A 21,159-nucleotide genomic window follows, 5' to 3' on the forward strand; every position below is an offset into this window, starting at 1 on the left:
GAGTATGGAGGGTTTTAGGACTTTGTAATAGATGTTTGTACAAGACATATGATTGAAACGGTCTTCATATTGAGATGATTTATTATAAAATATATACTTAAACTACTATCAGTACATACATCAGGGAGGACTAATATGACAGGAAATAAAAATGACTTACTAGTAGAAAAACGTGAAGAGTTATTGAAAGTATTGCAAGCTCGTTTTGAGAAAAACATGAACCGCCATGAAGGTCTTGAATGGGCTAAAGTTGAAGCGAAGCTGACTACTAATAATGAAAAATTGTGGTCACTTAACGAAATGGAAGTAACTGGTGGTGAGCCGGATGTTATTGGTTATGATGAAGAAAAGGACGAATATACTTTCTATGATTGTTCAAAGGAGAGTCCTAAAGGCCGCAGAAGTCTTTGTTATGATCTTGAAGCGTTAGAATCAAGAAAAAAGCATAAACCAGAAAATAACGCTATTGATGTGGCGGCCGCTATGGGTATTGAGTTATTAACGGAAGAACAATATCGAGAGTTACAACAACTTGGAGATTTTGATATGAAATCATCGAGTTGGGTACAAACACCTTCAGATATTAGAGAGCTTGGTGGAGCTCTATTTTGCGATTATCGCTTTGGACATGTTTTCGTGTACCACAATGGAGCAGACTCTTACTATGCTGCCAGAGGTTTTCGTGGTTCGTTAAAAGTTTAAATTAGGATAAATAAGAAAAAGAGCCTATATTCAGGCTCTTTTTCTTATTTATATTTTAAAAGTAAATTGTTACTACGCAGTTTTACTTAATTTATATGTTCTGTGGTTGTTTTTACGGAAAAGTTTAGGGAAAACATAGCCATCTAATCCAATACGTCCAGCGTTCTGCCCTGCAACTAAAATGAACATAGTCAAAATAAGCAGGTTTGGGTTTACACTAACAGTTCCGCTTAATAAAAATGAAAGATTCATTATGATTCCGAAAAATGCAGCTGTTTTTGTTAATCCGCCTAAAATCAAACCTAGACCTACTAAAATTTCTCCCCATTGAACTAAAAAGCTAAATAGGTCTGCGTTTGGAAGGACAAAATGTTGAAGAAAATCTGCCCACCAACTTTGTACTGCAGGATGGTCACCTGATGCCTGAGCAATAGCACCCTTTAGAAAACCGCTTGCGTCAAAAGATTGTCCGAAGACTTTGCCTATCCCAGCAGCGAGCCATGTATATCCTATGTAAAGCCGTAAAAGTAATAATATGAAAGTAGCACGTTTATCAGTTCTTAAAAAATTGATAACCATTGAAATCCCTCCAATATTGTATTTACACGTTTATTATATATCAAATGTGAAAAGATTCACAATGGAGAGAATGTGAACAAGGATAGGTTGTGAATAATTGTTTTATTTTTTGTAACATTTTATCTGCTTTGATAAACTAAGAATAGAGATATATGTAAAGGAGACAAAGACTCAATATGTGGATGAACTTGTAATGATTAGAAACTACTAGATAGATAAATTTTTCTCTCATAAGCGAGGGTTTATTTAGTTATCTGTAAATCATTCAAGGAATGCATATTTGGCTTGTACATCCCTTTTATAAGGCTAGGTGCCTATTTTATGTATCTGTCTTTTTTGTGGGAAAGTTTATATCTCTTATATAAAATATGCGTCCTTTAAACTTGGAGGAGTATATGATGAACCAATTAAAAAATAAAGTAGCAGTTATTACAGGGGTAAGTCGTCTAGATGGTATAGGGGCAGCGATTTGTAAAGAATTAGCTGAATCAGGATACGATATATTTTTTACGTATTGGACAGCTTACGATAAAGAGATGCCTTGGGGCGTTGATAAAAATGAACAAATACAATTAAAAGAAGAGTTACTAAAAAACGGTGTTAAAGTATCAAGTATGGAGTTAGATTTAACTCAGAATGATGCACCAAAAGAGCTTATAAATAAAGTTACTGAACAATTAGGGTACCCTCATATATTAATTAATAATGCAGCATATTCTACGAATAATGATTTCTCTACGTTGACTGTTGAAGAATTAGATAAGCATTATATGGTAAATGTTCGTGCGACTACGCTGTTAAGTAGTCAATTTTCCCGGGGATTTGATAAGAAATCTAGTGGTAGAATTGTTAATATTACTTCGGGGCAATTTCAAGGTCCTATGGCAGGAGAACTAGCTTATGCGACAACGAAGGGAGCTATTGATGCTCTTACTAGTACGTTGTCAGCAGAGGTAGCTCATTTAGGAATAACAGTGAATGCAATTAATCCAGGACCAACCGATACAGGATGGATGACTGAAGAGATAAAACAAGGGTTAAAGCCGATGTTTCCTTTTGGCAGAATTGGTGAGCCAAGGGATGCAGCTAGACTCATTAAATTTTTAGTAAGTGAAGAGGCCGAGTGGATTACTGGGCAAGTTATTCATTCAGAAGGTGGATTTAAAAGATAAAAAAGAAGGCATCTCACCAGGGTGAGATGCCTTCTTTTTTAATCTTTCTTCAATCTTCGTGCAACACCATTCCCTAAAGATTGTAATCCTTGAACGAGGATAATTAAAATAAAGACGGTTGCATACATTACTTCAGGCTCGTAGCGTAAATGTCCGAAGCGGTATGCTAAATCCCCTAGCCCGCCAGCACCTACAAGGCCAGCCATTGCTGTTGCGCCGATTAAGCCGATCGTTGCGATTGTTAATCCGAGTACAAGGGAGGGACGTGCTTCTTTCACCATAACGTGCCAAATGATTTTTATAGTAGAAACGCCCATCGCTTGGTAGGCTTCAATGACACCGCGATCGACTTCTAGTAAAGCTGTCTCCATTAAACGTGCGATATAAGGGGCTGTGAAGACGACAAGCGGTACGATAACACCTTGCACGCCAATGGACGTTCCCATTAGAAACTTTGTAAAAGGTAAAATAAAGAATAATAGAATGATAAATGGAAGAGAGCGAATGATATTAATAATTGTATTAAGAATAGGATAGATGATTTTATTTTCACGCTGCCCACCAGGTCTCGTTAAAACAAGTGTGACGCCAAGTGGTAATGCAATAAGGATCGAGATGAGTAATGAGATAGATGTCATTTGAAAGGTTTGGATTGTGGCTTCCCATATGACTTTACCCCATTCATCCAAAAAGGACTTGTTTCCCATAATCTGTTCTACCTCCTTCTACGATGATTCCTTGCTCTTGTAAAAATGATAAAGCACGGTGGATTTCATTTTGTTCCCCTTGCATATGAACGACTAGTTTCCCATATGCTTCATGTTTTAACTGCGTAATATTACCGGATAAAATATTCGGATAAACTTGGAAACGTTTTGTGGCAACGGCTAAGGCAGGTTCCCCTGAAGTAGTGCCAATAAATGAAAGTGTTACAATTTCTCCAGTACTTTGTAGTTCTTTCTGTACCTCTTTTGGAATTTTCGCTGCAAATGCGCTATTTACAAATTTCTTCGTGGTTACATGTTGTGGGTTTGTGAAAATATCTTTTACAGTCCCACTTTCGACTACAGATCCATGTTCCATAATAGCAACGCGGTCACATATACGCTGGATGACATTCATTTCATGTGTAATGAGTAAAATCGTAATTCCGATTTCTTCGTTAATCTTTAATAACAAATCAAGGATAGAATCGGTTGTTTCGGGATCTAATGCGCTCGTTGCTTCATCACTTAATAACACTTCAGGTTCATGTGATAGCGCACGAGCAATTGCAACACGCTGTTTTTGACCACCAGAAAGTTCGCTTGGATACGCATCTTTTCGATTAAAAAGATCGACAATGCGTAAATACTTTTCTACTCTTTTTTCAATTTCTGCTTTTGGAATGCCAGCAAGCCGTAACGGTAATGCGATATTTTCATAAACGGTAACAGTTTTAAGTAAATTGAATCCTTGGAAGATCATTCCGATTTTTTGTCTCGCTTTTGCTAGTTCTTTTGTCGATAACGTTGTTAAGTCTTGTTCGTTTACAATGATATTTCCTGTCGTTGGTTTTTCTAATAAATTTACACATCGAATCAATGTACTTTTACCAGCGCCACTATACCCAATGATTCCAAATATCTCGCCTTTTTCTACTTTAAGGGAAGTAGACTTAAGAGCCTCAACATTCCCTTTTTTTGTTGTAAATACTTTGGATATGTTTTTTAATTCAATCATTATCGTCAGCTCCTACCAAGATGGTAAAACTGAACCATCAAATTTTTTCTCGATAAACTCTTTTACTTCCTTAGACTGATAAGCTTTCTTTAATTTATTTACAACGGCATCATCTTTATTTTCAGTACGAACAACGACCCAGTTCACATATGGTGAATCTTTTCCTTCGCGGAAGATAGAATCTTTCGCTGGACTTAATTTTGCACCTAATGCAAAGTTTGTGTTAATAGCAGCTGCTTTCACTTCACTTAGTTGCGTTGGTAATTGAGATGCCTCTAATTCGACAATCTTTAATTTTTTTGGATTTTCAATTACATCTTTTGCAGTCGCTTTTTCTGTAGCCTTTGGATCAACTTTTAAAACCCCTGCTTTTTCAAATAATTTTAAAGCTCGAAGTTCATTTGTTGGGTCATTTGGTACAGCAATTGCATCGCCCTCTTTTAAGTCTTTTACATCTTTTATATCTTTAGAATATACGCCCATAGGGAATGTTATTGTTGAAAATACTTCAGCTAATTTCATATTGCGTTCAGCTTTAAATACATCTAAATACGATTTCGTTTGGTAACTATTTACATCAAGGCTTTTTTCATCTAATGATACGTTTGGCGCTACATAATCATTAAATACTTTTATATCAATTTCGAGACCATCTTTTGCTGCAACTTCTTTTACCTTTTCAAAAATTTGTTCATGTGGTCCACCTGTTACACCGACAGTAATCTTTTTCTCGTCTAATGCTTTTACCTCTTTATCTGAACTCACGCTACATGCGCCTAATAATAATACTGCTCCGCTTACAATGCTTAATAATACCTTTTTCATCTATAAATCCCCCTTCATATACGTTCCAAAATAAAAAGCACCTCCCAAAAATAAGAGAGGTGCCGAATAGACGAAATAGATTCCTCTCTTATCTTCCAAAACGAAAACTCGTTTTGCAGGAATTAGCACCTTAGCTTATACGTCATAAGCTCGGTTGCCGGGCATCATCGGGCCAGTCCCTCCGCCACTCTTGATAAGAGTATGTGTATGTAGTGTTGAATATGGTACTAATAGTAAATCGTACAAAAAGAATTGTCAATGATATTTTCGGAATATATTTTATTTTAAGATAATCGAAACATTCCCCTTTTTATGTCCTTTTTCTACATATATATGAGCTTCAGCAATTTCTTCTAATCGGTAAGTTCTATCAATAACAGGTTTTAGCTTTTCTGTTTCAGCTAGTTGTTTTAGCAGGTTCATATCTTCTTTACTGACCTTTGCCATCATTCCGTTCACAGATACATATTTTCCATTAGGCATTAATGCATCTGTACAAAGAGACTTTTTATATTTTCCAACTGCATCAAATATAATATCGTAGTGCTCGCCCCGCTTAGTAAAATCTTCTTTCATATAATCAATTACGTTGTCTGCCCCTAAAGTTGTTACTAAATCGAAATTCGAACTACTACAAATGGCTGTGACAGTCGCCCCGAAGTATTTAGCAAGTTGTATGGCAGCTGTCCCTACTGACCCAGAGGCGCCGTATATAAGTACTCGTTGCCCTTTTTTTATCTGTCCTTTTCTAAGGAAGTGCAATGCTGAAGTTCCGCCAAAAGGAATAACGGCAGCTTCTTCATATGTCACATTGGTAGGTTTTAATGCTATTAATCCACTTTCATGCACGCATGTGTATTCCGCATAACCACCAAGGTTTAGTTCTGTTAATGCAAAAACTTGATCTCCTTTTTTTAATTGTGTTACATCTGTTCCAATGTCTTCGATTTCACCGGATAACTCTACGCCAAGTATAGGTTTTCTCGGTTTTCTGAAACCTAATATGATCCGCATAGGAATCCAAAATAAGAGGGGGCTATTAAAGCCACGTATTCTACAATCTCCAGTCGATACACTTGTTGCGTGAATTTTAACTAATACTTCATTTTTTTTAGGTTTAGGCGTTTCTACATTTTGAAGCTGGAGAACATTAGGTGGTCCGTACTTTGTACAAATAATCGCTTTCATAATGACCTCCTGAAATGAGTTGTTATTATTTACATCATATTTAAACTTTTTCTCAAACATGTTGTTATATAGGAAATAAATTTAAAGATAAATATTACGAATTATATAGATTTCATAGGAAAAGAGATGATATTATTTTTGGGAAGGAGGGGACGTTATGAAAAAACTTATTTTAATTTCAAGTTTAGTACTTGCAGTCGGTCTAGGAGTAGGGTGTAGTAATGAGAAAACAAAAAAGACTGACGAACCGAAAAAAGAAGCTGTGCAGAAAGAAAAGGAATTAACAGCGAAGGATGTTTTTAATAAAGCGAATGAAGCTTTTAAAAACGAAGAAAATGTAACGATGACATATGATGTGGGAATAAAGGCTGAAGGAACAGAGATGAATGTAATAAAGGCTAAAATGCAACTAGAGCCGAAGAAAAAAAATTCTCGTTCTGAAATGAATGTTTCTGGTACAGAGGTTGTTGTTTATGATGTGGGTGGCAAAATTGCTGGTCAGTTGAAAAATCCTAATACGGGTGAAATTATGTCTGTACCAGAGGAACAATTGAATGCTAACGGAATGAACGCGACTCAAGGAATGGTAGATAATTTAGAGATTCCATCGGAAATTTTAAATAAAGTGAAGATGGAGAAAAGTGGAGATAATTATAAGCTGAAGTTTGCATTAAAAGGGCAAGAGACAGAGAGTATGCTAGCTAGTATGGATGAAAAGCAGAAACAAATGCTACAAGGCCAAAATGCAAAGATAGAAGAAATAGATGGGGAATATATTATTACAAAAGATTTTAAATATGAATCAGCAAAGATAGATATGGTTATGAGTAGCAATGGTGAGGATAAAGCGCACATTATTACGGATGCAAAGTTTACATCGTATGATAAATTTGATCCAATACAATTGCCAGCAGCAAAGTAATCACTGTCAAGAGAGGTACCTGAAAGAAAGGGTATCTCTTTTTGTTGCTAATAAGGAGAGTGTCCTTTGAAAAAAAGAAAGATAGCAGCGGTCATTGTCGCATATACGGTTTTGCTTGCAACGTCTGTACATACGTATAAAAAACAAATTGATCATCCTATTATGAGTGATGTAGGTAAATTGCTTCCGACAAAAATAAAACGTGTTGAAAGTGCTACGGAAGAGCACTCGTTAATAAAATTAGTGCGAGATGCAAAAGTTTCAGGAGAGAAAATTTCCATTGCAGGCATGCAACATAGCCAAGGAGGACAGACATATTATCCGAATGGCACGATGCTCGATATGAAAGGATATAATAAAATATTAGAATTTGATCCAGAGAAGAAGCGGATTACAGTTCAAAGTGGTGTCACCTGGAATGATATTCAGAAGAAAATAAATCCTTATGGCCTTGCGGTACAGGTCATGCAGTCTCAAAATATTTTTACTGTTGGCGGTTCATTAAGTGTAAATGTACACGGGCGTGATATTCGTCATGAGGCACTGATTGATACAGTAGATTCATTTAGATTGTTAATGGCAGATGGCACGGTACGTAATGTAAGTAGAGAAGAAAATGCAGAGTTATTTCCATATGTCATTGGGGGTTACGGTTTATTTGGAGTTATTTTAGATGTGACGCTGAAGTTAACAGATGATGAATTATATGAAATGCACACGAGAATGATAGATTATAAAGAATACGCATCTTATTTCAAAGAGAAAGTGAAAAGAGATGAGAATGTTCGTATGCACTTAGCGCGTATTTCTGTTGCTCCAAATTCATTTTTAAAAGAGATGTATGTGACAGATTATACTTTGGCACAAAATCAAAATATGAGAGAAGAGTACAGTGAATTAAAGGAAGAAAATATTATAGCTGCACCGAAATTTTTACTTGGGTTATCACGTTATAGTGATTGGGGAAAGAATACATTTTGGGATATACAAAGAGGTTATTTTGAACGTACAGATGGAAAGTATGAGACGCGTAATAACGTTATGAGATCAGATAGTGCTTTTATGGAATATGAAAATCCAAATAGGACCGAAGTGTTACAAGAATACTTTGTGCCTATAGATGCTTTCACAGAGTATATAGATGATTTACGTAACGTATTAAATGAAGAAGAGTTTAATTTACTCAACATTACGATTCGTTACGTGGAAAAGAATGAAAATGCAGTTTTGTCCTATGCGAAAGATGATATGTTTGCGCTGGTTCTTTTGATTAACCAGGGACGCTCAGAGAGTGAGATAAAGAAAACAGAGGATGTCATTCGAAAGATGATTGATATTACTTTAAAGCATAATGGTAGTTACTATTTGCCGTATTATTCTTATCCAACGAAAGAGCAGTTAAAGAGGGCATATCCTCGCATTGAAGAATTTCTCAAGAAAAAGAAGGAAGTAGATTCAGAAGAGAGATTTGTGAATTTATTTTATAGGGAGTATACGAAATGACATATAGAAGATTTGTGGCTTCGCAAAGTATCATCATGATGGCAGGAAGTATGGTATTTCCTTTTTATATATTATTGCTTCGAAACGTTGGAAATAGCTTCTCGCAATTTGGCTGGGCGTATGGCTTATTTGCTTTAACATCAGCACTTGTATATCCACTAGTGGGAAAGGTATCTGATCAAGTAGGGGATAAAAAATTATTAATCATATACGCTTGGTCCATGGCAATCTTAATGCTTTGCTTTCCAATTGCCACGGAAGTTTGGCATGTGTATATTCTTCAAATTGTAATGGGCGTTTTAGGTGCTGTGCAGCGTAATACTGAGAAGACTTCGTTAGCACGAAAGGTTGCGCAGGAAAAGGCTGGTTATGAGATTGGAAAATACCATGTGTGGACATCCATTGGCGGAGCAGTAGCGGTTATTGCCACGGGATATTTAGTAGATTTCTTTACGATTGGTACAATTTTTTATATTGCATCTATTCTATATGTAGTGAGCGGGATTGTATTAAGTAGTAAAAAAATATAACTATTCCTATTTTCACCTTAATAACCTTTATTTGTTATACTAAAAGGGAATACAAAAGAAAAGGGGACAGTGCCTTTGATGAAATTTGTAGTTTTAGCTATTCTTACTTTGTTTTTGATTCCATGGACAAGAAGTAGTAGTAAGCTTCGAGCAGTGGATAAGAAGGGAGATAAGAAGGTTGTAAAGGGTAAGAAATCATCTATTTTAGTTATTCCTGTTTTATTTTGGATAGGTATTGCAATCTATGAATACTTTTGGCTAATTGATGATCGAGTAGATTCGATTCTTACTCATTATTCTGTTGCAGTAGCAATTTTAATTGGGCTTGTTTTATTTTCACAAGATCAAATAGGGAAATTAGAAGGTGCATTAAAAGGACTTCTAATGTTTATTTTACTCGCAAGTTACGGCTACTTTGGTTATTTGCACGATATAGTAATCTCGCAAAAGAAATATGATTCTGTTGTTAAGGTAGAGAAAGATATTTCAGAGCCATTTACTGAAAATGACCAGCCGTTTACAGTGCCGCCAAAGACAGCGGAGAATAAGATGAAAAAAGTATTTGGTGATATTCCAAAAGTAGCTTATTTTGAGCTAGGAGAATTAACGCCACAAATGGTAAACGGCGAAGCTTTATATGTAGCGCCGATTGAAGTTTCAGGGTTTTTTAAAGCACGTAAAGCTGAGACAATTCCAGGGTATGTAACGATGTCAGGTACGAATCCTGATGCGGAAGCGAAACTGCACCTCGGTTATAAAATGAAATATGTGCCAAGCATGTTTTTTGGTAATAATTTAGAGCGTGTGGTAAGGCAAGCAGAACCAAATTTAATCTTTAAAGGAAAACCTAAATTTGAGGTTGATGATAAAGGAAAACCATATTATACAATGACGTACGGTGAATTTATTTCAGGAAGATCTGGATTTGAAGTAGAAGGTGTTGTCGTAGTAGATGCACAAACAGGTGAAGTGAAAAGATATGATAAAGGAAAGGCACCTAAATTTGTTGATGGTGTATTAAATCATGAGACTGCATCTACGTTAAATACGTACTTTGGTAAATATATTCACGGATTTTGGAATACGAAATTCTCACAAACAGATATGAAAATTCCGACTGAGTGGGGAACGAAAGAAGGCGTGACCCCGATTTTTGGTAAAGATGGAACACTGTATTATTTTACAGACTTTACTTCTCCAAAAGAAGGAGTAGATTCAGCTCTAGGCTATTCATTAGTAGATGCACGCACAGGTAAGCTATATTATTATAATGGAAAAGAAGTAAAGGGGATTATGGATGGTTCAGCAGCTACAGAAGTAGTGGATAATTCCTTTAAGAGAGAGAAATGGCATGGGACAATGCCTGTCATTTATAACGTATACGGAAAACCAGCTTGGATTATTCCGGTTGTTGATGACGGAGGCCTAGTACGTGCGCATACAGTTGTATATGCTGCTAATGCAAAAATATTTGCGACAGGTTCTTCGCAGAAAGAAGCGCTTGAGAATTATAAAAACGTAATGAGCGGTAATGGTGATACATTTAGACCAACCTCAACAGGAAAAGAAGCGCAAAAAGAAGGTATTGTACAACGTGTATATAAAGAAAAATCAGGTGAAAATACAATCGTGTACGTACTTTTAGAGAATGAACAAAAGGTATTTATGATACCAGTGAAGAAATTCCCATATGCTATGTTTACAGAAGTAGGAGATCCAATTCAAATTACATATTTAGATACGGGAGAGACGATGGCCTCGGTATCTAAATTTACGAATAGCAATGTGAAAAAATAAAGCGGTAGAATTTCTATCGCTTTTTTTACATTATGAAAGAGGAAAATGCACTGTACTTGACGTATGTTTATGGTGTAACTATAATTGTTACGATTCAGTGTGTATAGGAAAGGGTGAATTGAAAAAGTGAATGAAGTTAATCACGAAATATATAAACCTGTAAAGGCAAACAGGTTGTGGATGATTCTTGTATTAGGGACACTTACGGCGATTGGGCCATTATCTATTGATATGTATTTGCCTTCATTACCGAAGTTAACGGATGACTTGCAAACAGGTGCATCCCTAGCGCAGCTTACATTAACAGCTTGTTTGCTTGGGTTGTCAGTAGGGCAATTATTTGTTGGCTCAATTAGTGATATTTACGGAAGACGCAAACCACTTATTATTGCTCTTATTATTTATGTTGCTTCTTCTTTACTTTGTGCTGTTGCGCCATCTATTTGGACATTAGTATTATTGCGCTTCCTACAAGGAGCTTCAGGATCAGCCGGGATTGTTATATCACGTGCGATGGTAAGAGATATGTACTCAGGTTCTGAAATGACGAAGTTTTTCTCACTGCTTATGTTAGTAAACGGAGCAGCACCTATTTTGGCACCGATTATTGGGGGGCAATTGTTACAGTTTACAACGTGGCGCGGTGTTTTCATCGTTCTTGGAGCAATTAGCGTATTCATGTTAATCTCAGCTACTTTTGTATTACGTGAAACATTACCTCCTGAAGAAAGAGAAACAGGTGGTTTGTCAGGGACTTTGGCGACGTACGGAAAATTGTTAAAGGACCGTCTATTTATGGGATATGCATTGTCACAAGGATTAGTAACAGCGGCAATGTTTGCATACATTTCGGGCTCACCATTTGTGTTGCAGAACATATACGGAGCATCACCACAGCAATTTAGTTTATTCTTTGCGATTAACGGCATCGGTATTATTATTGCTAGTCAGGTAACGGGTCGTTTAGCGGGGAAAGTGAATGAGAAGACATTATTTGTTGCGGGTATTATTATCGCAGCTGTTGGTGGTCTATCTTTACTACTGACAATCGTATTAGGAATAGGTTTAATTGGTGTTTTATGTTCGTTATTCCTTGTCGTATCAAGTGTCGGGGTTGTATCAACAACTGGGTTTTCATTAGCGATGAGAAATCAGAAACAAGCTGCAGGAACAGCATCAGCTTTATTAGGTTTATTACAGTTTATTTCAGGAGCTCTTGTTGCTCCGCTAGTAGGTATCGGTGGAAGTAATACAGCATTACCGATGGGTATTGTTATTGCGCTTTGTGAAGTAGGAGCAGTGTTATGTTATCTATTTATGGCCAGAAGAAGTGAGAAGCAGTTTGAACTGCAGCAAAAACAAAATCTAGAGGCTTAACAAAAAAGAACTGATTCAAAGGGAATGTTTGAATCAGTTCTTTTTTCATTTCTTTGAAATACCTCATACAGTTTTGTAAGGTGATGTAGTAAAGCATTGCAAAAGTTATTTGTATAAAGTGACGATACTGTGACAAACATGTTGGTATATATATTACGGTGTCGTCTTAAGTGTAAAAAGTAGGATGTTCTCGGTATAATAACAAGTGGAGATAAAAGAAACTATAATGAGTAATAGTTGTAGATAAAAGGAGAAGAAGAGATGAAGAAGGTTTTGGGTATTGCCGTAATGGGAGGAATGCTCCTTCTAGCAGGATGTAATGGAAATAAAGATACGAAAGAACCGAAAGAAAAGGTAGAGCAATCTACAGAACAAACAGAAGAGATGAAAGAATACCGTGCAGTACATGAAAAATACGATATGAAAATGAATAAAGAAATTAATAAAGCACTGCAGTTATTTGAAGTAGCAAAAGAAAAGGGCGGTAAGGAAATAACGACTGCTACATATAAAGAAGATGTGCAAAAGGTAACAACGAGCATGTTAGAAGATATTGATCATATACGTAAAGAAATTCGTGTTCCGAAGTCGAAAGAGCAAGAACATGAAGTATATGTTGGTTTCTTGAATGAATCGGAACAAGCGATGAAAAAATTACAGAAGTTAGCTAAAGAAGAAGATTCATCGTTGATTCGTGATATAGAAATTAATTTTGCAACAGCATCGACATACTATAAACGTTTTCAAGCAGAAACGAAAAAATAACCTTGCCTGTGCAAGGTTATTTTTTCTTATTACCATCTCCGTCTTCATCTTCATCCTCGGATACTAATACCTTCTGCTCTTCGTGAAATTCGGAAATAGTTTGCCCGGTAATATTATCGAAAGGAGTATAAAAAAAAGTAATACGTTTCTTTTTAATAAAGAGTTTATAGAAGCCGATGATGACAAGTATAACGATTGTTAAGGGTAATCCTATAGTAGCAAGAAGTAAGGGGTCCATCTTATAACTCCTTTAACATCATTTCTTTTTATTATAAGCTGAAAAATGTAATTTCGATAAATGGATTAAAAACTGATTTTTCTAAATATACCCAATTTGATTGACTTTTCATTTTTTCAGAATTATAATTCGAAATATACAATTTGAACCAAATAATAATATAGCAATTTACTTATCCAGAGAGGTAGAGGGACTGGCCCTATGACACCTCAGCAGCGGGTTCTGTAGTAGGAACACCGTGCTAATTCCAGCAAGCAAGTCTTGAAAGATAAGTGATGGGCCTTTGTTTATTAAGCCTTGATCTTATTTTTTAAGATCAAGGCTTTTTGTATTCTAAAAAGAGAAAAGGGAGTAATGGAAAAAGTACGTTCATAAAACTAAGTAAATATATGTGTTTAGGGGGTATTGAAGTGTATGTAATTAAAAAATTATCAGTTATGGTGTTCACGCTATGGGTTATTACGACGGTGACATTTCTAATTATGCATATTATTCCGGGGGATCCATTTTCATCAGATGCAAAAATCTTTCCTGAAGAAGTGATCCAAAACATGAGAGCGAAGTATCACCTTGATGAACCGTTGTGGAATCAATATGTGGCTTATTTAGACGGTGTAGTTCATTTTGATTTTGGTGAATCTGTTCAATCAACCGGGCAAGGTGTATCAGAAATTATAACAACTGGCTTTGGTCCATCAGCAATTATTGGTCTACAAGCACTTGTTATTTCGTTGTTAGTCGGAATTGCTACAGGTACATTTGCTGCTCTATATCATGGGAAAGTAATTGACTATAGTGTGAGTTTGCTCGCAATTCTAGGTATTTCTATTCCAAGTTTTATTTTAGCACCACTATTTATACAAGTATTCGCTATTCAATTCGAGCTTTTACCAGTAGCCTCTTGGGGAACATTCGAACATACAGTATTGCCATCCTTTGCGTTAGCGTTAGGGCCAATCGCAGTGATTACAAGGTTTGTTCGTTCTAATATGATCGAAGTACTGCAGAGTGATTATATTAAGTTAGCAAGAGCAAAAGGCATACCAATTAAGAAGATTATTATAAGACACGCTCTTCGAAATGCGATTGTTCCAGTACTTACATTTGTTGGACCGTTAATGGCTGGACTCTTAACGGGGACTTTCGTTATTGAAAAAATCTTTTCAATTCCTGGCCTAGGAAAATATTTTGTAGATAGTATTTTTAACCGAGACTATCCGGTGATTATGGGAACAACAATTTTCTATAGTGCATTATTAATTACTTGTATTTTCATTACAGATATTATTCACCGTATTGTTGATCCACGTATTCGTTCTATTACGTAAGGAGGGGGATGTTTAGATGGGGGCTTATGAAATTAATGACCAGTTATTAACAAATGAAGAGAAAAAAGAATTAACGATAAATAAAAATCAGCAAACGATTAGCAGAAAGAAAGAAGTGTTTCGTAAGTTTATATCGAATCCAATCGCAGTTTTAGGAACAGTGACGTTATTGCTAATTATTGTTTTCTCGCTTATTGGCGAAAGTTTAACTTCATTTACTGCGAGTGAACAAGTAAAAGAGGCAACAAATTTACCGCCGAGTAGTGAACATTGGTTTGGAACAGATGATCTAGGGAGAGATATTTGGGCACGTACTTGGGCTGGTGGGAAGATTTCACTAACAGTTGGATTAGTAGCAGCTGCCCTCGATATAGGGCTCGGTGTACTGATTGGTGGATTTAGTGGATATGTGAGAGGGCGTAATCGCCTTGGAACGTTAATTGATGAGTGGATTATAAGAGGAATTGAAGTATTATACGGCATCCCATATTTATTAATTGTTATTTTACTATTAATTGTTATGAAACCAGGTCTTTTCACCATTATTATCGCCCTTGCATTAACGGGATGGATTGGAATGGCTCGTCTCATTCGAGCACAAGTATTGTCTTTAAAACAACGAGAGTTTGTTATTGCAGCAGAGCGATTAGGTACATCACATATGAAAATTATATATGGGCATTTAATTCCGAATTTAACAGGGATTATTATCGTCAATTTATCATTTACAATTCCAGCAGCTATTTTTTCAGAATCATTTTTAAGCTTTATAGGACTTGGGGTACAATCACCAGCGGCAAGTTGGGGGACGATGACGAATGATGCACTCGGGACATTATTGAGCGGAGAATGGTGGCAGCTATTTTTCCCAGCAATCATGATTGCACTCATTATGTTCGCATTTAATGCAATTGGTGATGGTTTGCAAGATGCAATTGATCCAAAAATCGTCAAACGGAATCGAAAGGAGAAAAAACATGGGACAAATCTTATCTTTAGAAAACGTAACGTTAGCCGTTGAAAAAGAGAATAGTAAGCAAGCAATTGTGAAACATGTTTCCTTTTCTATTAACGAAGGTGAAATAGTTGCACTTGTAGGAGAAAGTGGTTCAGGAAAAAGTGTTACAGCACAATCCATTATCGGCTTGAATCAAGAATTAATTCATATCGATGATGGAAATGTATCTTTCCAATCAAAGGAATTAACGAATTTACAAGAATCAGAATGGAATCAAATTCGCGGAAAAGATATTTCCTTTATATTTCAAGATCCGCTTTCATCTTTAAACCCAACGATGAAGGTAGGCAAACAAATTACAGAAGTAATTTTGCAACATGGGAAAAAGTCGAAAAGAGAGGCAAAGGGAATTGCGATTAACTTGTTAACAGATTTAGGGATACATGAAGCAGAGAAACGCTTTGAACAGTACCCACATCAATTAAGCGGGGGGATGAGGCAGCGTATTTGTTTAGCAATTGCGTTTGCTTGTCATCCAAAGCTTGTAATTGCAGACGAGCCGACAACAGCGTTAGATGTAACGATTCAGAAACAAATTATGGGGCTATTAAAAGAAAGAAAAGAAAAACAAAATACGAGTATTTTATTAATTACACATGATTTGGCACTTGTACGTGAGGTAGCTGATCGAGTAGTTGTTATGTACGGGGGACGTGTTGTTGAAAAAGGAACGATACAGGAGGTAATAGGTTCTCCTAAACATCCATATACGAAAAGCTTATTACAAGCAATTCCGAATATGGATGTTTCCGAAAAGGTATTACGTGCTATAGAAGGAACGACACCTTCCATTGAAACATTAAATAGCTTTGGTTGTCCTTTTGTAAATCGTTGTCCAGTAGCCATAAAAGAATGTATTCATCGTTTCCCAGAGAGAACAACGTATTCTAAGGAGCATAGTTCACATTGCTGGCAGCATGTTCTGGAGCATAATAAAGCGAAATCAAAAGAGAAGGTGAATGCCTCATGACGACAGATTTAATTACTGTAAAGCAAGTAACGAAAACATATGGAAGTAAAAGTAAAGAAATCACAGCGTTAAAAGATATATCACTTTCTATCCCGAAAGGAACAACACTTGGCATTATTGGTGAAAGTGGTTCAGGAAAAACAACACTTGGAAAGCTCATAGCAGGGATTGAGAGTCCAACGTTTGGTGAAATTGATTATAACGGTCAAGTTGTTCACATGCTGAAGTCAGCTCATAAGCGAGATTTTTTACAGAAAGTACAGTTCATTTTTCAAGATTCTACAGCTGCATTAAATCCGCGCTGGAAAATACGCGATAGCGTAACGGAGGGTTATATTTCATTCGGTTTAGGTGATAAAGGATTGAAGGATAAAGTAGCGGGTGATGCCCTGGAGCGTGTTGGATTAGATAGAAGATATATTGATCGATATCCGCATGAATTTAGCGGAGGACAACGTCAACGTATCGCTATTGCAAGAGCGTTATTGTGTGAGCCAGAAGTATTGATTCTTGATGAACCAATTTCAGCATTAGACGTTTCATTGCAAATTCAAATTGTACATCTGCTGCAAAAAATCCAAAAAGAACAAGGTTATACATATTTATTCATCGCTCACGATTTACCGATGGTTCACTATTTATGTGAAAAAGTAGCTGTCTTATACAAAGGAGAACTTGTTGAATTTGGAAATACGGACGAAGTATTCCGTAATCCACAACATTCTTATACAAAAACATTATTAGCATCAACACCAAAAATTTCAGGTTAAAGGAGAATGTAGGATGAAGAAGTTTTTACTGTTTGTCATTATGACTGTTTTAGCAATTACTTCTGTTGCTTGCGGTAAGAAAGAAACGCCAAAGGCGAGTGCTGGTAAGGGAGAAGGCGATCGATTAGTAACGAATATTAGTAGTGATCCATATACACTTGATTCTGCTATTGCAACAGATAGCACGTCAGGTTATATAATTGGGCAGTTGTTTTCAAGTTTATATACGCAAGATAGTGATGGGAAATATCAAAATGAATTAGCGGAGAAAGAAGAAGTAAATGATGATGGAACTGAATATACAATTCATTTGAAGAAAGATATTAAATGGTCAGATGGTTCGCCTATTACAGCAAATGATTTTGAATTTGCATGGAAGCGATTATTAAATCCAAAAACGGGTTCTATGAATGCGACAGAAATGTATTTTATTAAAGGGGCAGAGGCGTATAATACTGGGAAAGGTGAAGAGGGGCAAGTTGGTATTCAAGTTGTTGATCCTCAAACATTAAAGGTAACCCTTGAACACCCAGTTGCTTCTATTAAACAAAAACTAGCAAGCTCACTATTTATTCCATTAGCTAAAAAGTCGATTGATGATAATAATAAATTAAAAACAGATCCAAAAGAGTTAATTACGAATGGGCCATTCACGTTAAAAGAGTGGAAGCATAACCAGGCTATTACAGTACAAAAAAATAAAGAATTCTATGATAAAAAGGTAACTCTAAAAGAAATTGAGTTTCGTATTATTCCAGACTCTAAAACAGCGTATCAATTATTTAAATCCAAAGAATTAGATTTACTAAGTGGTTTACCACAAGAGATGATCGAAAAAGAAAAAGGAAATAAAGAATATAAGCGTGTTGCAAGTTTCTCTTCGTATATTTATTCGTTTAACGTAGAAAAAGAGCCGTTTACAAATGCGAAGGTACGTAAAGCATTTTCATTAGCGGTTGATCGTAAATTTATCGTTGAAAAATTGTATAAAAATAATGCGCAAGAAGCATATGCATTCGTTCCAGAAGGAGCAAAAACACAAAGTGGCCGTGATTTCCGTAAAGAAAAAGGTGATTACGTTAAATTTGATCCAGCAGAAGCGAAAAAGTTATTAGAAGAAGGCATGAAAGAACAAGGCTGGTCTACATTACCTGAAGTAACATTAAAATTCACTACAGATACACAACATAAAAAAGTAGCAGAAGCAATGCAAGAAATGTTTAAGAAAAATCTTGGCGTAGATATTAAATTAGAAAATAAAGAGTGGAAGAGTTATATCGACACATACAAGCAAAGTGATTTCCAATTAGCTTATATGGGATGGGGCGGCTCTTTATTAGATCCAATTACTAAACTAGATTTATATGCAGGTGATGGTCCGAATAACTATGCAAAATGGCATAATAAAGAATTTGACGCTTTAATAAAAGAAGCAAAAGTTGAACAAAACGAGGATAAGCGCTTTGAATTATTACATAAAGCGGAAGATATTATGTTTACAGATTCACCATTAATCCCAATTATTTTCCCAAGTTCCTCATATTTACAAAAATCATCAGTATCCGGTGTCCAATTCATTATTGGTTCTAGTCCAGAATTAAGATACGCAAAAATTAAAAAATAAAGAAGTAGGCAACCGCCTACTTCTTTATTTTATTTCTCTTTTGTATTCTTTTTTCGTTCCATCAGAGAAGACAACTTCTAAATCAAATTTTTGATAGTCTTTATCAAGTTTGAACACGTTCACTACTTGATCGATTACTTCTTGGTCAGCAGTATTTTTATCAAATTTTAATTCTTGTAAGAGTGGGCTTAATTTTGTGATAGCCTCGTCTCCTGTTAATTTTACATCTGCTTTATGATCTTCAATTTTTGCTTCCATTTTCTTATCAGCTGCTACATTTTTATAGTCTGCTTCGTAGTCTTTCTTTGTATCTTGGTAGTCTGCCTTTAAATCGAATTCATTGAAGTTTAGTTTTAAATCTGCAGGAGCCTCATTTTTTGCTTCTTCAGTCGTCTTTTTATTAGAAGTTGTGTCTTCTTTTGCAGGAGCTTTACATCCTGTTAATGCAGGTACTAGCATAAGAGCTAATAAAACTGATAGTAGAATTCTCATTATAAATTCCTCCTTATGTAAATTCGTTCTATACAAGTTTTTCCCAAAAACATGTAATTATGTATGTGTTGAAAATAAATTATTATTCTGTAGTTGCAAGGGCTAATCCGCAATTTAAATCAAAAAAGATTTGTATGTATATGGTAAATTGAAGTTGTGAGGAGGGGCTAAAATGCATGAAGAATATAAAGAGATAATAAAAAAATCAATTGAATATATAGAGAATCACTTACATGAGGAGCTTATAACAGAAAGAGTGGCATCTCACAGTGCAGTATCGATGTACCATTTTCATCGCATCTTTCAAAGATATGTTGGGATGAGTGTAACAGATTATATTCGAAAGAGAAGGTTAACTCATGCTGCGCAAGTTTTAGTGTCAACGGAGAGAGCTGTTATTGATATTGCAGTGCAATACGGTTTTTCCTCACAAGAGGCATTTACGAGAGCTTTTAAAAGAATGTTTCAATTGCCACCAAAGAAATATCGAAAGTACTTTCAGTCATTTTATATAGAAAGAGAGGGTGTTTCAATGCAAAAAGGTATACCGAAAGGATGGATCTTAAGTGGAAGTCATCCTGCTGAATATGAGATGGGTTTAGATTATGAAGTTGTCCATCAGGGGAAAGTATCTGCATACATAAAAGCAAAAGAGAATGTTACGCACGGAGGATTTTCAACATTAATGCAAATGTTCCGAGCGGATAAATATGTAGGAAAGAGATTACGTTTTACAGCATTTATTAAGAGTGAAAATGTAAGAGATTGGGCAGGATTGTGGATGCGAGTAGATGGAAAAGATACAGAACCGCTCGCTATGGATAATATGCAAAATCGCCCCATTAAAAATACGAATAACTGGCAATCGTACTCGGTTGTATTAGATATAAAAGAAAAAGCACTTGGTATTGCATTTGGTGTTTTATTATCAGGAGAAGGTTGTGTGTGGCTAGATAGTATTCGATTTGATGAAGTAGATGAAAAAATTCCTTCAACAGATTTGGCAGAGAACTTTTATGAAACACTTTTAGAAGAGCCAGTGAATCTACAATTTGAAGAAGTAGAAAAATAAAAAACAAGGAGAAAAGATATGCTCAAATATGTAAAACTAATAAGTATTAGTTTAGTAATATCGTCTTGTATTATGGGAATTAATTATTTAGTTAGCTATCTTTGGTCAGGGCATATACCTTCTTTGACGTGGAGAACATATTTGATGTTTGTGTTTATATGTATGATGAGTTTTGGTTCAATGCAAAAAGAAGGAAAAGAGGATTATTGACAATAGTCTTCTTCGCCTTTCTTTCATTAACACAAATGGTTGTAACTGTTTTTGGAAATGCAGGTATGATTTTTAATATCATCTCACTATCGTTATAACTTGTAAGTTCGGATGTAATTGTACCACATGAAATGCTTTCTAAAACATACCAAACAATCAGTGAATTATTTCCTGCAACATATGTAGCAAATGGCTATTATACAATAATATTTGGAGGAGTTAGTTTAGAGAGAAATATTATTTCATTATTAGTTATTGTATTGGTTATACAATTAGTAGCAGGTATGATTTTAGCTATAAAAGGAATGGCAAAGGGAAGAGGAAGCTCTGTAGTTAAAGTTGTATAAAAGTAAAA

The 21,159-nt window shown here is 35.6% G+C and carries 22 protein-coding genes, 1 pseudogene and 2 riboswitches; of the genes and pseudogenes, 16 read left to right on the forward strand and 7 right to left on the reverse strand.

From position 1 onward, the window contains the following. Positions 1 to 135: 135 nt before the first annotated feature. On the forward strand, positions 136 to 702 hold the full coding sequence (locus ABWK52_RS05885; protein ID WP_000147390.1) for a DUF4256 domain-containing protein: 567 nt from the start codon (positions 136 to 138) through the stop codon (positions 700 to 702). Between the two features lie 72 nt (positions 703 to 774). Here ABWK52_RS05885 and ABWK52_RS05890 read toward each other — a convergent pair whose 3' ends face one another. Next, entirely contained in the window at positions 775 to 1,281 is a 507-nt protein-coding gene (locus tag ABWK52_RS05890) for a DoxX family membrane protein (protein ID WP_000236368.1), read from the reverse strand. Between the two features lie 395 nt (positions 1,282 to 1,676). Here ABWK52_RS05890 and ABWK52_RS05895 point away from each other — a divergent pair, with 395 nt between their 5' ends. After that, positions 1,677 to 2,453 (forward strand): SDR family oxidoreductase, encoded by a 777-nt coding sequence (locus ABWK52_RS05895; RefSeq protein ID WP_141537413.1) that lies wholly within the window; start codon positions 1,677 to 1,679, stop codon positions 2,451 to 2,453. Positions 2,454 to 2,491: 38 nt separating this feature from the next. Here ABWK52_RS05895 and ABWK52_RS05900 read toward each other — a convergent pair whose 3' ends face one another. The 4 genes from ABWK52_RS05900 to ABWK52_RS05915 form a co-directional block, all read right to left on the reverse strand. After that, the gene (locus ABWK52_RS05900) at positions 2,492 to 3,160 is read right to left on the reverse strand and encodes a methionine ABC transporter permease (RefSeq protein ID WP_000527151.1); all 669 of its coding nucleotides are present in this window, start codon (positions 3,158 to 3,160) and stop codon (positions 2,492 to 2,494) included. Then, entirely contained in the window at positions 3,135 to 4,175 is a 1,041-nt protein-coding gene (locus ABWK52_RS05905; protein WP_098509118.1) for a methionine ABC transporter ATP-binding protein, read from the reverse strand. Before ABWK52_RS05905 ends, ABWK52_RS05900 begins: the two co-directional genes overlap by 26 nt. A 12-nt stretch (positions 4,176 to 4,187) precedes the next feature. Then, positions 4,188 to 5,000: a MetQ/NlpA family ABC transporter substrate-binding protein gene (locus tag ABWK52_RS05910; RefSeq protein WP_098509120.1), complete on the reverse strand. Its 813-nt coding sequence runs from the start codon at positions 4,998 to 5,000 to the stop codon at positions 4,188 to 4,190. An 85-nt stretch (positions 5,001 to 5,085) separates the two neighbouring features. Beyond that, a riboswitch (SAM riboswitch) is annotated at positions 5,086 to 5,200 on the reverse strand. 79 nt (positions 5,201 to 5,279) lie between these two features. Then, a complete protein-coding gene (locus tag ABWK52_RS05915; RefSeq protein ID WP_098542246.1) occupies positions 5,280 to 6,188 on the reverse strand; it encodes an NAD(P)-dependent alcohol dehydrogenase in 909 nt (302 codons plus the stop codon). A gap of 157 nt (positions 6,189 to 6,345) precedes the next feature. On the opposite strand from ABWK52_RS05915, the gene ABWK52_RS05920 reads away from it, so the two are divergent. From ABWK52_RS05920 to ABWK52_RS05945, 6 genes are all read left to right on the forward strand, one after another. Further along, a complete protein-coding gene (locus ABWK52_RS05920; protein ID WP_000733612.1) occupies positions 6,346 to 7,110 on the forward strand; it encodes a DUF6612 family protein in 765 nt (254 codons plus the stop codon). Between the two features lie 66 nt (positions 7,111 to 7,176). Next, positions 7,177 to 8,613 (forward strand): FAD-binding oxidoreductase, encoded by a 1,437-nt coding sequence (locus ABWK52_RS05925; protein WP_000746276.1) that lies wholly within the window; start codon positions 7,177 to 7,179, stop codon positions 8,611 to 8,613. Continuing rightward, positions 8,610 to 9,143: an MFS transporter gene (locus tag ABWK52_RS05930; protein WP_000222367.1), complete on the forward strand. Its 534-nt coding sequence runs from the start codon at positions 8,610 to 8,612 to the stop codon at positions 9,141 to 9,143. The genes ABWK52_RS05925 and ABWK52_RS05930 overlap by 4 nt, the downstream gene beginning before the upstream one ends. 78 nt (positions 9,144 to 9,221) lie before the next feature. Further along, positions 9,222 to 10,940: a DUF3981 domain-containing protein gene (locus ABWK52_RS05935; protein WP_084063802.1), complete on the forward strand. Its 1,719-nt coding sequence runs from the start codon at positions 9,222 to 9,224 to the stop codon at positions 10,938 to 10,940. Between the two features lie 117 nt (positions 10,941 to 11,057). Beyond that, positions 11,058 to 12,317: a multidrug effflux MFS transporter gene (locus tag ABWK52_RS05940; protein WP_223153447.1), complete on the forward strand. Its 1,260-nt coding sequence runs from the start codon at positions 11,058 to 11,060 to the stop codon at positions 12,315 to 12,317. Positions 12,318 to 12,578: 261 nt separating this feature from the next. Then, the gene (locus ABWK52_RS05945) at positions 12,579 to 13,082 is read left to right on the forward strand and encodes a hypothetical protein (RefSeq protein WP_000756517.1); all 504 of its coding nucleotides are present in this window, start codon (positions 12,579 to 12,581) and stop codon (positions 13,080 to 13,082) included. Positions 13,083 to 13,098: 16 nt separating this feature from the next. Here ABWK52_RS05945 and ABWK52_RS05950 read toward each other — a convergent pair whose 3' ends face one another. Beyond that, positions 13,099 to 13,320, reverse strand: coding sequence for a DUF3951 domain-containing protein (locus ABWK52_RS05950; RefSeq protein WP_088350904.1), 222 nt, complete (start codon positions 13,318 to 13,320; stop codon positions 13,099 to 13,101). A 169-nt stretch (positions 13,321 to 13,489) separates the two neighbouring features. Then, positions 13,490 to 13,595: riboswitch (SAM riboswitch) on the forward strand. Positions 13,596 to 13,730: 135 nt separating this feature from the next. On the opposite strand from ABWK52_RS05950, the gene ABWK52_RS05955 reads away from it, so the two are divergent. The 5 genes from ABWK52_RS05955 to ABWK52_RS05975 are packed head-to-tail and all read left to right on the forward strand — an operon-like array spanning position 13,731 to position 19,030. Then, a complete protein-coding gene (locus ABWK52_RS05955; RefSeq protein ID WP_098509124.1) occupies positions 13,731 to 14,648 on the forward strand; it encodes an ABC transporter permease in 918 nt (305 codons plus the stop codon). 16 nt (positions 14,649 to 14,664) lie between these two features. Further along, complete coding sequence (locus tag ABWK52_RS05960) at positions 14,665 to 15,669, forward strand: ABC transporter permease (RefSeq protein WP_000501529.1); 1,005 nt, start codon at positions 14,665 to 14,667, stop codon at positions 15,667 to 15,669. Continuing rightward, on the forward strand, positions 15,626 to 16,636 hold the full coding sequence (locus ABWK52_RS05965; protein WP_000529797.1) for an ABC transporter ATP-binding protein: 1,011 nt from the start codon (positions 15,626 to 15,628) through the stop codon (positions 16,634 to 16,636). Before ABWK52_RS05960 ends, ABWK52_RS05965 begins: the two co-directional genes overlap by 44 nt. Further along, positions 16,633 to 17,406, forward strand: a complete 774-nt coding sequence (locus ABWK52_RS05970) for an ABC transporter ATP-binding protein (protein WP_000205679.1) — start codon at positions 16,633 to 16,635, stop codon at positions 17,404 to 17,406. Before ABWK52_RS05965 ends, ABWK52_RS05970 begins: the two co-directional genes overlap by 4 nt. Before the next feature lie 13 nt (positions 17,407 to 17,419). Continuing rightward, complete coding sequence (locus tag ABWK52_RS05975; RefSeq protein ID WP_098509125.1) at positions 17,420 to 19,030, forward strand: peptide ABC transporter substrate-binding protein; 1,611 nt, start codon at positions 17,420 to 17,422, stop codon at positions 19,028 to 19,030. 24 nt (positions 19,031 to 19,054) lie between these two features. On the opposite strand, the gene ABWK52_RS05980 is transcribed toward ABWK52_RS05975, so the two are convergent. Next, the gene (locus ABWK52_RS05980) at positions 19,055 to 19,522 is read right to left on the reverse strand and encodes a YusW family protein (protein ID WP_001221553.1); all 468 of its coding nucleotides are present in this window, start codon (positions 19,520 to 19,522) and stop codon (positions 19,055 to 19,057) included. A 172-nt stretch (positions 19,523 to 19,694) separates the two neighbouring features. On the opposite strand from ABWK52_RS05980, the gene ABWK52_RS05985 reads away from it, so the two are divergent. The 3 genes and pseudogenes from ABWK52_RS05985 (at position 19,695) to ABWK52_RS05995 (ending at position 21,151) form a co-directional block, all read left to right on the forward strand. Then, positions 19,695 to 20,594, forward strand: coding sequence for a helix-turn-helix transcriptional regulator (locus tag ABWK52_RS05985; RefSeq protein WP_098509127.1), 900 nt, complete (start codon positions 19,695 to 19,697; stop codon positions 20,592 to 20,594). 18 nt (positions 20,595 to 20,612) lie between these two features. Continuing rightward, positions 20,613 to 20,804, forward strand: coding sequence for a hypothetical protein (locus ABWK52_RS05990; protein ID WP_088350908.1), 192 nt, complete (start codon positions 20,613 to 20,615; stop codon positions 20,802 to 20,804). Then, positions 20,801 to 21,151: pseudogene (locus tag ABWK52_RS05995) on the forward strand (hypothetical protein). Before ABWK52_RS05990 ends, ABWK52_RS05995 begins: the two are co-directional and overlap by 4 nt. The last annotated feature ends 8 nt before the right edge of the window (positions 21,152 to 21,159 follow it).

Source organism: Bacillus sp. AP50, from assembly GCF_040492675.1.
Lineage (GTDB): Bacteria > Bacillota > Bacilli > Bacillales > Bacillaceae_G > Bacillus_A > Bacillus_A cereus.

Bases quoted from the DNA above. Each gene is read 5' to 3' on its own strand.
- ABWK52_RS05885 (WP_000147390.1), top strand. From the start codon at position 136: ATGACAGGAAATAAAAATGACTTACTAGTAGAAAAACGTGAAGAGTTA.
- ABWK52_RS05890 (WP_000236368.1), bottom strand. From the start codon at position 1,281: ATGGTTATCAATTTTTTAAGAACTGATAAACGTGCTACTTTCATATTA.
- ABWK52_RS05895 (WP_141537413.1), top strand. From the start codon at position 1,677: ATGATGAACCAATTAAAAAATAAAGTAGCAGTTATTACAGGGGTAAGT.
- ABWK52_RS05900 (WP_000527151.1), bottom strand. From the start codon at position 3,160: ATGGGAAACAAGTCCTTTTTGGATGAATGGGGTAAAGTCATATGGGAA.
- ABWK52_RS05905 (WP_098509118.1), bottom strand. From the start codon at position 4,175: ATGATTGAATTAAAAAACATATCCAAAGTATTTACAACAAAAAAAGGG.
- ABWK52_RS05910 (WP_098509120.1), bottom strand. From the start codon at position 5,000: ATGAAAAAGGTATTATTAAGCATTGTAAGCGGAGCAGTATTATTATTA.
- ABWK52_RS05915 (WP_098542246.1), bottom strand. From the start codon at position 6,188: ATGAAAGCGATTATTTGTACAAAGTACGGACCACCTAATGTTCTCCAG.
- ABWK52_RS05920 (WP_000733612.1), top strand. From the start codon at position 6,346: ATGAAAAAACTTATTTTAATTTCAAGTTTAGTACTTGCAGTCGGTCTA.
- ABWK52_RS05930 (WP_000222367.1), top strand. From the start codon at position 8,610: ATGACATATAGAAGATTTGTGGCTTCGCAAAGTATCATCATGATGGCA.
- ABWK52_RS05935 (WP_084063802.1), top strand. From the start codon at position 9,222: ATGAAATTTGTAGTTTTAGCTATTCTTACTTTGTTTTTGATTCCATGG.
- ABWK52_RS05945 (WP_000756517.1), top strand. From the start codon at position 12,579: ATGAAGAAGGTTTTGGGTATTGCCGTAATGGGAGGAATGCTCCTTCTA.
- ABWK52_RS05950 (WP_088350904.1), bottom strand. From the start codon at position 13,320: ATGGACCCCTTACTTCTTGCTACTATAGGATTACCCTTAACAATCGTT.
- ABWK52_RS05960 (WP_000501529.1), top strand. From the start codon at position 14,665: ATGGGGGCTTATGAAATTAATGACCAGTTATTAACAAATGAAGAGAAA.
- ABWK52_RS05965 (WP_000529797.1), top strand. From the start codon at position 15,626: ATGGGACAAATCTTATCTTTAGAAAACGTAACGTTAGCCGTTGAAAAA.
- ABWK52_RS05970 (WP_000205679.1), top strand. From the start codon at position 16,633: ATGACGACAGATTTAATTACTGTAAAGCAAGTAACGAAAACATATGGA.
- ABWK52_RS05975 (WP_098509125.1), top strand. From the start codon at position 17,420: ATGAAGAAGTTTTTACTGTTTGTCATTATGACTGTTTTAGCAATTACT.
- ABWK52_RS05980 (WP_001221553.1), bottom strand. From the start codon at position 19,522: ATGAGAATTCTACTATCAGTTTTATTAGCTCTTATGCTAGTACCTGCA.
- ABWK52_RS05985 (WP_098509127.1), top strand. From the start codon at position 19,695: ATGCATGAAGAATATAAAGAGATAATAAAAAAATCAATTGAATATATA.
- ABWK52_RS05990 (WP_088350908.1), top strand. From the start codon at position 20,613: ATGCTCAAATATGTAAAACTAATAAGTATTAGTTTAGTAATATCGTCT.